The organism is Paenibacillus sp. SYP-B3998 (assembly GCF_010820665.1).
Taxonomy (GTDB): Bacteria; Bacillota; Bacilli; order Paenibacillales; family NBRC-103111; genus Paenibacillus_E.
Map to the genome: position 1 here is coordinate 133,720 of NZ_JAAIKC010000004.1, position 12,363 is coordinate 146,082.

The 12,363-nt window shown below is 48.6% G+C and carries 13 protein-coding genes; 10 read left to right on the plus strand and 3 right to left on the minus strand.

The window, feature by feature from the left end; all coding sequences use genetic code 11:
- Nucleotides 1-51 precede the first annotated feature (51 nt).
- The 5 genes from GK047_RS13380 (at nucleotide 52) to GK047_RS13400 (ending at nucleotide 4,398) form a co-directional block, all read left to right on the plus strand.
- A complete protein-coding gene (locus GK047_RS13380) occupies nucleotides 52-405 on the plus strand; it encodes a darcynin family protein (protein ID WP_163947131.1) in 354 nt (117 codons plus the stop codon).
- A 32-nt stretch (nucleotides 406-437) separates the two neighbouring features.
- Nucleotides 438-1,310: a TrmB family transcriptional regulator gene (locus GK047_RS13385; RefSeq protein WP_163947134.1), complete on the plus strand. Its 873-nt coding sequence runs from the start codon at nucleotides 438-440 to the stop codon at nucleotides 1,308-1,310.
- Nucleotides 1,307-2,110 carry an HD domain-containing protein gene (locus tag GK047_RS13390; RefSeq protein WP_163947138.1) on the plus strand — a complete coding sequence of 268 codons (804 nt, stop codon included), beginning with the start codon at nucleotides 1,307-1,309 and terminating at the stop codon, nucleotides 2,108-2,110. The genes GK047_RS13385 and GK047_RS13390 overlap by 4 nt, the downstream gene beginning before the upstream one ends.
- Before the next feature lie 390 nt (nucleotides 2,111-2,500).
- Nucleotides 2,501-3,193, plus strand: a complete 693-nt coding sequence (locus tag GK047_RS13395; protein ID WP_163947141.1) for a FadR/GntR family transcriptional regulator — start codon at nucleotides 2,501-2,503, stop codon at nucleotides 3,191-3,193.
- A complete protein-coding gene (locus tag GK047_RS13400; protein WP_163947144.1) occupies nucleotides 3,190-4,398 on the plus strand; it encodes a CynX/NimT family MFS transporter in 1,209 nt (402 codons plus the stop codon). Before GK047_RS13395 ends, GK047_RS13400 begins: the two co-directional genes overlap by 4 nt.
- Nucleotides 4,399-4,468: 70 nt before the next feature.
- Here GK047_RS13400 and GK047_RS13405 read toward each other — a convergent pair whose 3' ends face one another.
- Complete coding sequence (locus tag GK047_RS13405; RefSeq protein ID WP_163947147.1) at nucleotides 4,469-5,296, minus strand: DUF2935 domain-containing protein; 828 nt, start codon at nucleotides 5,294-5,296, stop codon at nucleotides 4,469-4,471.
- Nucleotides 5,297-5,459: 163 nt separating this feature from the next.
- Between GK047_RS13405 and GK047_RS13410 the strand changes: the two genes are divergently transcribed.
- Genes GK047_RS13410 through GK047_RS13425 form a run of 4 tightly spaced genes read left to right on the plus strand, consistent with a single transcriptional unit; the run spans nucleotide 5,460 to nucleotide 9,344 of the window.
- On the plus strand, nucleotides 5,460-6,707 hold the full coding sequence (locus GK047_RS13410; protein WP_163947151.1) for a DUF445 domain-containing protein: 1,248 nt from the start codon (nucleotides 5,460-5,462) through the stop codon (nucleotides 6,705-6,707).
- Between the two features lie 60 nt (nucleotides 6,708-6,767).
- Nucleotides 6,768-7,607, plus strand: a complete 840-nt coding sequence (locus GK047_RS13415) for an ABC transporter ATP-binding protein (RefSeq protein ID WP_163947154.1) — start codon at nucleotides 6,768-6,770, stop codon at nucleotides 7,605-7,607.
- Entirely contained in the window at nucleotides 7,540-8,304 is a 765-nt protein-coding gene (locus tag GK047_RS13420) for an ABC transporter permease (RefSeq protein WP_163947157.1), read from the plus strand. The genes GK047_RS13415 and GK047_RS13420 overlap by 68 nt, the downstream gene beginning before the upstream one ends.
- Before the next feature lie 14 nt (nucleotides 8,305-8,318).
- Nucleotides 8,319-9,344 (plus strand): ABC transporter substrate-binding protein, encoded by a 1,026-nt coding sequence (locus GK047_RS13425; protein WP_163947160.1) that lies wholly within the window; start codon nucleotides 8,319-8,321, stop codon nucleotides 9,342-9,344.
- A gap of 46 nt (nucleotides 9,345-9,390) precedes the next feature.
- Here the strand turns inward: GK047_RS13425 and GK047_RS13430 are convergent, their stop codons facing one another.
- Both GK047_RS13430 and GK047_RS13435 read right to left on the minus strand, forming a co-directional pair.
- A complete protein-coding gene (locus GK047_RS13430) occupies nucleotides 9,391-9,846 on the minus strand; it encodes a bactofilin family protein (RefSeq protein WP_163947163.1) in 456 nt (151 codons plus the stop codon).
- Nucleotides 9,846-10,856: a M23 family metallopeptidase gene (locus GK047_RS13435; RefSeq protein ID WP_240343946.1), complete on the minus strand. Its 1,011-nt coding sequence runs from the start codon at nucleotides 10,854-10,856 to the stop codon at nucleotides 9,846-9,848. The genes GK047_RS13430 and GK047_RS13435 overlap by 1 nt, the downstream gene beginning before the upstream one ends.
- A gap of 265 nt (nucleotides 10,857-11,121) precedes the next feature.
- Between GK047_RS13435 and GK047_RS13440 the strand changes: the two genes are divergently transcribed.
- Entirely contained in the window at nucleotides 11,122-12,321 is a 1,200-nt protein-coding gene (locus GK047_RS13440; protein WP_163947168.1) for a WD40/YVTN/BNR-like repeat-containing protein, read from the plus strand.
- Nucleotides 12,322-12,363 lie beyond the last annotated feature (42 nt).

A 12,363-nucleotide genomic window follows, 5' to 3' on the forward strand; every position in this document is an offset into this window, starting at 1 on the left:
TATAGTGGTTTTAAATGGAACTACTATATATTATAATGAGGGGATGAAGCAATGAAGCACTGTTTTGTTGTGTTGCTTGAGGTTGATCATACTTGGTTGGCACTCTCCAGAGATTCTCGAAGGGAGTATGCATCAGAACTGTATGAAATTATAGGAAGTCATGCTGGCGAAGTGAACGTGCGTTATTTTGATGCGGATGCATTCAGCGGCAAATGCACGGATTTTGTAATTTGTGAGACGGAAAATACGATAGCTTATCACCATATGTGGGAGGCACTTAAGGACTCAAGGGCTTTCTGCGGTGGCTTCTATCGAATTAAAGATGTTGTATATGGCATTCAAAATGCGTATCAGGCATATGAGACTGAGAAGCTAGGAATGGAAGCTGAAGCCTACACCACCTGAAGACGAAATCATGCTACAATAACAACCATATCTTGCTTATTAATCCGCTTGAGGAAAGAAGGGCGCTCATGGACGAAGTCTTGCAGCATTTGAAACATCTTGGCTTCACGGAGCTTGAAGCCAAGTGCCTGCATGTGCTCGCGGAATGCGGCACACAGACGGGGTACGAAATCGCCAAGCGGCTTGGCGTTTCGCGCTCGAACGTTTACTCCGCGCTGCAGAAGCTTGCGGAGAAGGGGGTAGTGCTCACGAGTCACGGTGAGCCTACGCATTACCAAAGCTTGCCGATTGAAGAAATCGGCGACAAGATTGAATCGGATCTGCAAGCTTCGATTCGTTATGTCAAATCGCATATGCCGAAGCAGGATACGGAACGGACAGAATATTTCAGCGTGGAGGGCGATGCCAAAGTCATTGAGCGCATACGCAACGAGCTGAAAAAGGCGCGCGAGGAAGCGCTTGGTGACTTGTGGTCGGAAGAAGCCGAGCTGCTGAAAGCCGAGCTAAGACATGCGCAAGAGCAAGGCATTCGCATATTAGTTTCCACGGTGGGAGAGGCAGTGCTGCCAGATGGCATCCACCAATTCCCGCATGGGCGCGAGGAAGCCTGGCAGGAGCGAAATGGGCGCAAATTTACGCTGCTAGTGGACCGCAAGCTTGCGATTATCGGTACGCGAGGCGGCGGTGAGCCGACCAAAGCGATGCTCACGGAGCATCCGGCGATGGTGGAACTGCTGCTCAATAACTTCTTTCATGATATCGTGCTGCATGAGCTGCATCGCGATATGGGGGCGAAACTGGATGAAAAGTATGGCAAGAACTTTAAAAAAGTGATACAAAAATATACTGAGTCTAGGCCGATGGAAGAGAAGTCAACCGAAGGGAAGAGGAGAAAAAAGAAATGACGCAGTCTGATGAGAATCTTCGCGCTGCAGGGTATGAGGTAGGGCGAGGCGGCGAGAATGAGCAGGGACAAGAGCAAGAACAGGGTAAAGGGAAAGGACAAGGGAAAGGACAAGGACAAGAGCAAGAGAAGGAGCAGGGACAAGAACAAGAGCAGAAACAAAAGCGTGTGCTCCTCGCAGCGGAGTCTCTCGTGAAAGCGAAACTAGAGCGTGATAGCAGCGGACACGATTGGTGGCATATCTACCGTGTGGTTCAGACGACGAAGCGCATCGCTACGGAAGAGGGAGCAGATGGGTTTGTTTGCGAGCTCGCTGCACTGCTTCACGACGTTGTGGATGAGAAGCTGAATGCCGACCCTGCGGCAGCGCAGCGTGAGCTGGAGGCTTGGCTCGCCGCCAGCGGGACGCCGACCGTGCAGGTCGAACATGTGCTGGAGATCATCAGCACGATGTCGTACAAGGGCGGATCGCGAGCTCCGATGCGCACGCTTGAGGGCCAGGTCGTCCAGGATGCCGATCGGCTGGACGCCATCGGCGCGGTAGGCATCTCCCGCGTATTCGCTTATTCGGGCTGGAAGGGACGCCCGATTCATGATCCTTCCGTCACGGTGCGCGAGCAAATGACGGAAGCTGAGTATCGCGGAGGGAACGATACCGCGATTAATCATTTCTACGAGAAACTGCTCAAGTTGAAGGAGCTGATGAATACCGCCTACGCGCGTAAGATGGCGGAGGAGCGTCATCATTTCATGGAGCAATACTTGGCACAGTTTTACGCAGAGTGGGAAGGAGAGAACTAGATCCCACCCTCACCACAGTATGCCTAATATGGCTTCTAGCCTAGAAGTTCCATTCTTGGAACAGGTAGAGATGCTATTCGCTATGAGTAGGTCAACCAGAAGCTGCTGCTTGGCAGCAGCCCAGTTGAAAAAGCCTGACTGATATTTTCTATTTCTTATGTTTTTTTGTCCTTTAAATCTTTGTTTCATCCGAAGGCTCACAGCTGTTGCTGTGGGCCTCTTTGCTCTATGAAGTCGTTCGTGTAAGAAACCGAATGCCATTATGTCTTAAGTCTCTTAAGTTCTCTCACAAGTCTCTTCATAAGTTTCCTTTTTGATTGTACCTTTTTATGAAAATGTGATATAGTTCCATTTAACCAAACATCCTACGTTTAAAAGAGGGCTGCATATATGCTGCAAAAAACGAATCGATTATCGCTTGTTGAGCAAGTTGCCTTGCAATTGGAATCTTTGATCGAATCTAGACAATGGCCTGTGGGCACGCGAATACCTGCCGAACCCGAACTAATGACTGAACTCAACGTGAGCCGAAACACCTTAAGGGAAGCGATTCGGGCGCTGGTTCACGCTGGACTGTTAAAGACGAGGCAGGGAGACGGGACGTATGTTTGTTCCTCAAGTGCTTTGGGTGTTGTCCTTCAGCGTCGCATTCGTCGATCGGATGCCATAGAAACGTTAGAAGTACGGCACGCATTGGAGAGAGAGGCGGCGCATTTAGCATCAAAAAGACGTACTGAGAAAGACGTAGAAGCAATACGGGCTCAATTGATAGCTTGTGAGTCTGCTGCAGCTCTCAATGATAAGGAAGCCTACGTGCTGGCGGATATTCAACTTCATCAGGCGATTGTTGAAGCGACACACAACGGGATTTTGATTGATTTATACGCTCATATCGCTGAAGGCTTACATGAATCGATCATTAGCTTACTCGAAGTGAGAAACAGGGACTTGCATCAACAAACGCACCATCGTCTGGTTGCAGCAATCCTTGCACAGGATGCAGATCAAGCAGTCAACGCTGTTCATGAATATATCGAGGAGTACAAAAAAGAGTTTGAAATGAACCTGGAGGAACCTTTGTGAGCTTACAACAAGAACAAACAACGAAATCGATTTCAAAACCCTTAAATTGGCTGCTTGTATTTGGCGTCATTTGTATTGCAGCGAATTTGCGGGCCCCTTTAACTTCGGTAGGGCCTTTGGTCGCCTCGATTCGAGATGATATGGGCATATCGAACACACTCGCTGGTATGATAACGACATTGCCACTATTGGCCTTCGCGATTCTTTCTCCTTTTGCACCTACATTAGCGCGTCGTTTCGGTATCGAATCCGTATTGCTCGGTGCGATGGGATTACTTACGATTGGCATTTTCCTAAGATCCGTTTCTGGGATTGTAACGTTGTTCGCGGGAACAGCTTTGTTGGGGTTGGGGATTTCCGTATGCAACGTGCTGCTTCCAAGCTTGATTAAGCGGGAATTTCCCGACAGAATCGGACTTATGACGGGCATGTATTCCGTAGGCATGAATGTATGCGGCGCAATTGCATCCGGGATAAGCGTCCCCCTTTCCCGCCATTTAGGATTAGGTTGGAAAGGCGCTCTGGGATGCTGGGCGATTCTAGCATTCTTTGCGATCTTGGTTTGGCTGCCGCAAATGCGAAACAGGCATCGCCAAACGACCACCAAGGCGGGGAGCAGGCAAAAGGGCAATCTATGGCGTTCACCGCTTGCATGGCAAGTGACGCTGTTTATGGGCTTGCAATCTATGATCTTTTACGTCATTATCACTTGGCTTCCTGAAATCTTGCGAGAAAGGGGGATCAGTTCGGACATTGCTGGCTGGCTGCTCTTCTTGATGCAAGTTGCACTTCTCCCTGTTACTTTTATTGTGCCGATTATTGCTGGACGAATGAAAAGTCAGCACTTATTAGTGCTTATAACGGGGGGGCTATTCTTTGTTGGAATTAGTGGGTTATGCTTCGGTGGCAGCAGTTGGATTCCCTTGTGGGCGATCTTCCTTGGCATGGGCGGTGGCTGCTCCTTCAGCTTGGCGATGATGTTTTTCGGACTCCGTACCCACACTTCTCATGAAGCTGCGGAGCTCTCGGGTATGGCTCAATCCTTCGGGTACTTGCTCGCTGCGGTAGGACCGATTCTTTTTGGAGCTTTGCATGACGCGACCCACAGCTGGACACTTCCACTAATCGCGCTTATGGTTGTAAGTGTCTTGATCCTTCTCTTTGGATTGGGCGCAGCGAGAGATCGTTATGTCGGCGCGAAATAAGTATAGAACGAAGCGTTGAGGTATACGACAAAAGGACTGTTCCACTTAAACGGTGATCAGTCCTTTTTGCTCATTCAAAAGAAGGTTCCGTCAGCGGGCAGTTCGTCAAACCAAGTATTTCTATATTGTAATCAGCTAGCTTATGCAGAAAATAACATGTTTCCGGAAGGTGATGTTCAAGGAATCGAAGTGTTAGGCGGCTTAGCAGCTCGGAATGCTCATATTCACGAATGACCTTTTCAACTAAGTGATAGAAACCGATGACGGTTTCCGCAACTTGACGAGCGAACTTCATCTGAACAGTGAAATTAGGTGGCGTAAAGCGTAGGAAGCCGCGAATGGCATTGTTTTTGACAATGTGAGCTTCAAAATGCTGCGCATATTGCTGGGTACTCCTCACCAACTCTATTTCTGTTGGATCTAAGTGATTTTCGAGCAATACCGTGTGACCGAGCTGGTCTTCGAGCCACATTTCCGTCAAGGTCACAAGGGGAAGCGGTTCATAGGGAACGCCATTCATCCAATTGTGCAGGATACGTAAATACTCGCCGTTTTCCAGTAAGGTGCCGTTGAAATAAACAGGTGTCAAGGAAAGCACGACTTTATTTTGTATACGCAAATGCTGCATATATCCCTCAAACTGATAATATCCGTGAGCAACGGGGTAAATATCCCTTGAGAGCCTGATCATCGTTTCGGATGAGACAGGAAGTAAGGGGTCGGTCTTCAATATGCGATTTCGCAACTCTGTGAAAGCGGCAATATACCGCTGAGCTATTGCAACCCATTGGACTTCACCGGGAGCGAGTGCCTGGTCCACGAAGATGGCGTGATCCTGCAATATTTCGACCCAAAACAAGTGCTCCTGCCAAGGAGTCATTGTCCCATTCAAGCTCATAACTACCTCCCTCCTAAATGGAATGGCTTGATATAGCGGGGATTACTGCTCCTACCCGAAGTGTATTCAGTAAAAAAAGCAACGAGAACAGGTTGACTCGTATTTTGTGATAAAATAGAAGAACGATTTAACCACTTCAACGTAGAAAGAGTTGTTAACGAATATGAAAAAAGAAGCTAAATATATCGCTACGGTCTCATTAGGTGTGATGGGTGCGGGATTTGTTGCTACCCTGCCTGTATCTTCAACAGTATGGGGGGCGTTCCTTCAGGGAGGCTTCGAAGCGGGGGTTGTCGGCGGTTTAGCCGACTGGTTCGCAGTCAGCGCGTTGTTCCGCCATCCGCTTGGGATTCCGATTCCGCATACGGCGCTTCTGCCGAAGAATCGCAATAAGATTACGAAAGCGCTAGTGTCTACTGTCGAGAATGAACTTTTGTCCAAAGAGACGATTGCTGCGCGGTTACAACAAATTCGTTTTCTGGAGCGTGGACTTGAGCTTGTCGAGAACCATCTGGATAATGAAGCGCTCCATAAGGGGTTGTCTGCTCTGGCTAAGCAGGCATTGGCTGCTATAGACATCGAGAAGCTGACACCGCTTTTGGCGGAAGAGATTAACAAAGCTTTGCATGAGGTAGATACAAGTAAGCTCGTTCGCGCGCTCGTGAGTACTTGCTTGGAAGGTGGTTACGAGGGGAAGACGTTAGATTTTGTGCTGGATAAGGTTGAGGCATGGGCGGTTAAATTCGAAACGCGCGATCAGCTTGGCGGTATGGCGATCAAGGCTTTCGAAGGCTTGCAATCCAATGGCTTCATGGCGTTTGCAGTCAATGCGTTCATGGGTATGGTCAGTGAGGAGAAGCTCGGTAACATTATTCAAAATTTCCTGATCTCTTACATCGAACAGATGCGTTCGAAGAGCCATCCGCGCAGAGAGGCGGTTCTCAGCTTTATTCGGGGTGAGTTGAATAAGCTGGATAAGAATCCGAAGCTTCTGGAGGAATTGGAAGGTTGGAAAAATAAGCTTCCAGATGTTTTTTCACTTGAGGAGAAGCTGGTTGGCTTGCTTGAGAGGATGAAAGCGAAAGCGGAGGCGTTCGTGGAGCAACCAGAATTTGCTCCGCAGTACGTGGTGCCTGTGGTTCGTAAGATGTTAGCTTCTGTGAGGGATAACCCCGAAATGATACAGCGTGGCGAGAGCTGGATTCAGCAACAAATTGTAACCTATTTGGAGCAGAATCATAGCAAAATCGGGCAGCTCGTCCAAGAGAATTTGGACAAGCTGGGCAATGACAAGCTGATCGAATTAATGGAGGATAAAATCGGCAAAGACTTACAATGGATTCGTGTGAACGGTGCCATCTGCGGCTTTATCATCGGGCTTGGCTTGGCGGGGTTGAAGCTGCTGTTTTAACTTTCTTATGTTTTGATGAGGGACTATTAAGGGGACTTCCCCGAGTGGAGGTACGTAAATTTGATCGAGATAAAGGGAGTTAGTAAAACCTTTGCGCAGCGGATAGGCGGCAATTATCAAGCGCTGGACGATATTTCTATGACGATTCATAAGGGGGAGTTTGTCTCCTTGCTTGGTCCTTCAGGTTGCGGAAAATCAACCGTTCTGAATCTGGTTGCGGGTTTCGATTCGCTTAGTCAAGGAACGATTGAGGTTAATGGGAAGAAAGTGACGGGACCTGGAGCGGACCGGGTCGTTGTTTTCCAAGAACACGGCTTGTTTCCATGGCTGACAGTACTGGATAACGTGGCTTTCGGGTTAAAGCAGAAAGGCATTGGGAAGAAGGAGCGTCATGAGCTTGCGATGGAACAGATCAAGTCTGTGCATCTCAGTCGGTTCGCAGATCGCTATCCGCACGAGCTATCCGGAGGAATGAGACAACGGGCGGCGATTGCGCGAGCTTTGGCCATGGACCCTGAGATTCTGCTTATGGATGAGCCGTTTGCGGCTCTGGATGAGCAGACGCGCCTCATTTTGCATAAAGAGCTGGAGGAAATTTGGATGCGTACGCGTAAGACGATCCTCTTCATCACTCACAATATTCGCGAAGCTGTTATTCTTTCCGATCGAGTTCTGGTAATGTCCACACGCCCCGGCAAGATTAAGAAGGAATTTGTCGTGAAAGCTGCAAGACCTCGGGATAGTGCTGACTCGGTCTTGCATCATGTGGAGAATTCAATTATGGATGCCCTTGCTGATGAGCTGGAGAAAGTGGTAAGGGAGGAGACTGGCGATGAGTACAGCATTAAGAAGAACGATTTTTCTGGCACTACTTCTGATAGCGTGGGAGGCGGGATTTAGAATTTTCGGATGGGGTTGGAAATTCCCCTCCGTTACTCAGACGGTGCAAGCCTTTTATGATGGAATTGTTCATGGAGAGCTTTTGATTGCTACGGTTGCTAGTATGGTTCGATTGTTGGTATCTTTCATTCTTTCTTTAGTTATTGGGACTACGCTAGGGTTCTTGTTCGCTCGCTATCGGCTTCTTGATGATACGATCGGTTTTGTTGTAGTTGCCCTGCAGACGATTCCGAGCATTGCTTGGCTTCCTTTCGCCATTATTTGGTTCGGTCTTAATGAAACGTCCGTAATCTTCATTACCACCTTGGGAGCAACATGGACGATGGCATTATCGAGCCGCACGGGGATTAAGAACATCCCCCCCATTTATTTGCGCGCCGCGCAGACGATGGGGACGGGCAATGGGTTAAACCTGTTCGTACAGGTGATGGTGCCAGCGGCATTCCCGCATTTGATCAATGGAGTCCGAACTGCTTGGGCGTTCGCTTGGCGAGCATTGGTGGCTGGAGAACTCATTGCCAAAGGTGCAGGGCTTGGACAACTGCTGCAGGATGGTCGCAATTTAGGAGATACTTCATTAATGCTCTGTATTGTCATCATTATCGCGGTATTAGGGACGGTGTCCGATCACTTCATTTTCAAAAAGCTAGAAGATAAAGTGCTGGAGCGCTACGGTCTCGCTGGCGCAAAATCATAACGGGAGAACAAATAATGAGAAAACTAGCATGGATCATGACGGTACTCCTTCTGGCCTCCGTTATGCTGACCGCTTGTGAGGAAGCGCTTACTCTTTCTGGAAAAGCCAAGAAAGTACGGCTCGGTGTTTTTAAAAATGTGACACACGCAGCGGCTTATATCGCATTGGAGAAAGGATACTTCCGCCAGGCATGGGGCGAAGAGGTGGACATCGAAGTAACGGCCTTCGATAACGGCTCCGATCTGTCCATCGCTATGGCGACGGGAGATATTGATATTGGCTTTGTTGGCCCAGGACCAGCAACGACCTTTTATCTTAAAAGTCAGAATTATCGTGTTGTCTCAGGTTCGAACAATGGTGGGGCCGTGCTTGTAGCCCGCAATGGAGCAGGAATTAACAGCGTGAAAGATTTAGTGGATAAAACAATCGCCATTCCGTCTAAAGGGAACACGAACGAGATTTCGTTACGCATGCTGCTGCAGCAGGAGAAACTGGGCGTGGGGAAAGGTACGGACAACGCTCATCTTATCGTGCGCGCCCCGTCGGATGCATTGATCTCCTTCCGCCAGCAAGAAATTGACGCTACGCTCGTTCCCGAGCCCTGGGGTACACAGATCGAGAAGGCTGGTCTTGGTAAAGTAGTGGTGGATTGGCAAGGAATACCTCCCAATCATGGCGATTATCCCACAGTTATCATGGTGGCTAGCGATACGTTTATCCAGAAGCACAGGGATATGGTGAAGGGCGCGATAAAGGCCAACATGGAAGCTATTGTATACATCCAAAGCAGCCCCGATCAAGCTTACGACCTTATCAACAATCAACTGAAAAAATATAGTGGTAAAGGGATGGACAAAAGCTTGATCAAAGCCTCGCTGTCTCGCCTGAAACTGACCACGGATGTGGATGTAAAGGTGATGGAGGAGATGGCGAAAGTATCTATTGATGCCCGGTATATTAAGGGGATTAACAAAGAAGAGTTGGATCTTCATACATTCGTCGATTTGTCGATGCTTGAGGAAGTGAAGAGCAGAAAATAGAAAAAAACACAACAAGCCTTGCCAGGCTTGTTGTGTTTTTTTGCACCTAGTTTCCGCCAGAAACGACCTGCTGCTCGCTCTTTTGCTGTTTATGCGCCTTGGCATCGATGACGTTGCCTCCGCTGCTTGAACTCCGTTCACCTGCTGATACCATATTCATACTACTGCTGCCCTGGAAGATCCCGCCCTCTTGAATGATGAAGGAGCGTACTTCAATATTACCGACCAGTACGCCAGAATTAGTCACCACGAGCTTGCCTTTGGTGTAGATATTGCCTTTGACCTTGCCGGCAATTAACACATCTCGAGCGTGAATGTTGGACTGTACGACGGCGTTCTCACCTACGGTGATATCGCCCGCGCACTCGATATCGCCATTGAGTTGTCCTTCGATGCGAAGGCTGGCTTCGGAGATGATTTTACCATCGCAAATCGTGCCTTCACCGATTAACGTATCTGTTGTTTTGGCATTAATAGGTTTCGGATTGCTTCTTCCGAGCATTAAGGTTCATCCTTTCTATCATTAATGAGATAAGGGGAGGGGTCGATCTGAATGCCGTTCCTGTGAACTTCGTAATGAAGATGGGTTCCCGTGCTTCGACCTGTCGTACCCATCAGGCCGATCTTTTGCCCTTTCGATACTGATTCTCCGCGTTTGACGAGTATTTTATTCAGATGCATGTATTCGGTCTGCAACCCGCGCGTATGGTCAACGATAATATGGTTGCCATGCTGATCGTCATAGCTGGCCTCCATCACTTTACCGGCTGCGGTCACGTACACGGAGTCATTCAATTCGCCATCGAGATCCAGCCCTGCATGCATGCTGGGTTTCTGGGTGAAGGGGTCTCTCCTTACGCCGAATCCGGAAGTTATGCTGTGTGTCACGGTAGGCCAAAGCGTTGGTGTAATTTTGCGAAGCCGCTCGGCTTCTTGTAGTCGAGCTTCTGATTCGTTCAAGTCGGCAAGAAGCGAATTAATATCCCCGACTAGTGAAGTCAATCCTTGCTTGGTATGCGTGACGAGCTGAGAAACCTCCTGCGAAGTGACAGGGACCTCTGCGCCTCCGACGTCGGGAATGACATCTGAAGACAAAGCATGACTTGAATCCGTTAAGCCCGCGCTTGTTTTGCTTGTCCCGCCAGCTTGGCTCATTAATTGAATGACATGATCCAATTTTTTGATTTCTTCCAATTTCGCTTTGAATTCACCTGCTTGCTGTGACAAGTCAATCAAATTAGTTTGAAGCTGTTCGAGTTCGCTATTTTTAAGTGTAATTTGATTAACCAATTGGCGCTCTTGTCCATTAAACGATTGCTGCATCGTACTTTTCGTTTTATGGAAGTAAGTGTTCATCAAGTAAATCGTGGCAAAAAAACCAATTAGCACGAGCAGGATCACGCTGGGCACAACATACAGACTGCTGTGTGGAAGCTTGATTCTTACGGTTCGGCGGTTAGCGCCCGGAATGATCATTAAGGTGAATTCCTTTTTACCCCATATGAACTTCAAACGATCCTCTTCCTTTCCGTAACAAAGTCCCCCTCCTTGATTCGATTGTATTCGTCAATTGTGTGTGTCATGACTATTTTATTTGGACAAATGGAAGAGTTAGGCTTACTAGAAGGTTATAGAGGATGTTTTTTTGTTGGGCATACTTAGCTAGCTGCGGAACATTTTATGGTAAACAGACGGATTGTCCTCAACTTTTTAAAAGCTGGTTACGTCTATGGTGTAGAAGGTTAATGATCAATAGAAAGGATAGGTGTTATAAAAGATGATTAGAAAATCGATTACACTTATTGCCTTATCAATAGTCGTGATTACTGGTTGTCAGCAATCGTCAGGAACGACCAGCGGGGCGGCAACTTCAATAGACGTGCCAAGGTCGGAGGCAACCCCAACGGCTCAGCCAACAACATCTGTAACGACACCTACTCCGACGGTGCAAGCAGGATCGGGAAAAACGAGTGAAACGCCATCGAAGGCTATAATGAATACTGTAACGGCTGTTCGGCTTGCTGATGCCAAATCGGGTTGGATAGGTGGTAAAGGCTGGATCGCTCGGACGGATGATGGAGGCGCCAGATGGCAGGTTCAATACGAAGGAGTCGGTGATGTGAAACAATTGTTCGCCCTGAACGGGAAGGAAGCTTGGGCGGAGGTAGGCGACGAAGCTAAGCTCTTGGGAACAACGGATGGCGGCAAGCATTGGGCTGTCGTAGGTAAGGCGCCGAATGCCGCATTCCTTCACTTCGTAACGAAGCAAGAAGCCTATAGTGGCAATGCAAAGAGCGTAGACGGCGGTAAGAGCTGGACGACTTTGAAGATACCCGACGGAATTACGGGAGATGCGTATTTCCATGATAAAGATAATGGTTGGGTCGTTAAGCAGGTCAATGATACGATTGAAGTGGAGCGGACGCAGGATGGGGGTAAAACCTGGCATTCCGTCATGACACGCAAAACAGCTGCTTCTCTGACAGGAGCGATCATTCGCTCCGCAGGCGTCAATGATGCATGGATTGAATTAATTGGGGATTCGGGTATGACACAAACCTCGTACTCCTTATTTCATACGATGGATGGGGGAAAGACCTGGCAAACGGTCCTCGCGAACAGTACAGCGGGTGGCGGACCTGCACCAGGCATTGCAGCGGATGATAACAAGGGACCTAAGAATACGGGAACAAAGCCCGGGCCTTTGTACGTCGTCAATCCAGAGGTAGCCTTCATGGGAGGGCAATGTCCGAGCTGTGATAAGCCAAGCTCCGTCGGTTGGACGAAGGATGGCGGTAAGACATGGGTGAACGGAAAGGAATCGTTCACTGGGTACGGCGAGGTACTTCTCGCTATGGCGGATACGGGGAAGGGGTGGCTGGTGACGAATGACACCATACAGCCATCTGTGATGTACACCACTAGTAATGGTGGCGTCAATTGGAACAAGGCGCATACTTTCGATACACCGAAGTGATAAGAGGCCGTGCTTCAGCGCGTTATGCGTTTGAAAGCACGG

Excerpts from the sequence above, each read along its gene's own strand:
- GK047_RS13395 (WP_163947141.1), top strand. The coding sequence starts at position 2,501 with ATGCTGCAAAAAACGAATCGATTATCGCTTGTTGAGCAAGTTGCCTTG.
- GK047_RS13420 (WP_163947157.1), top strand. The coding sequence starts at position 7,540 with ATGAGTACAGCATTAAGAAGAACGATTTTTCTGGCACTACTTCTGATA.
- GK047_RS13405 (WP_163947147.1), bottom strand. The coding sequence starts at position 5,296 with ATGAGCTTGAATGGGACAATGACTCCTTGGCAGGAGCACTTGTTTTGG.
- GK047_RS13410 (WP_163947151.1), top strand. The coding sequence starts at position 5,460 with ATGAAAAAAGAAGCTAAATATATCGCTACGGTCTCATTAGGTGTGATG.
- GK047_RS13390 (WP_163947138.1), top strand. The coding sequence starts at position 1,307 with ATGACGCAGTCTGATGAGAATCTTCGCGCTGCAGGGTATGAGGTAGGG.
- GK047_RS13440 (WP_163947168.1), top strand. The coding sequence starts at position 11,122 with ATGATTAGAAAATCGATTACACTTATTGCCTTATCAATAGTCGTGATT.
- GK047_RS13380 (WP_163947131.1), top strand. The coding sequence starts at position 52 with ATGAAGCACTGTTTTGTTGTGTTGCTTGAGGTTGATCATACTTGGTTG.
- GK047_RS13430 (WP_163947163.1), bottom strand. The coding sequence starts at position 9,846 with ATGCTCGGAAGAAGCAATCCGAAACCTATTAATGCCAAAACAACAGAT.
- GK047_RS13425 (WP_163947160.1), top strand. The coding sequence starts at position 8,319 with ATGAGAAAACTAGCATGGATCATGACGGTACTCCTTCTGGCCTCCGTT.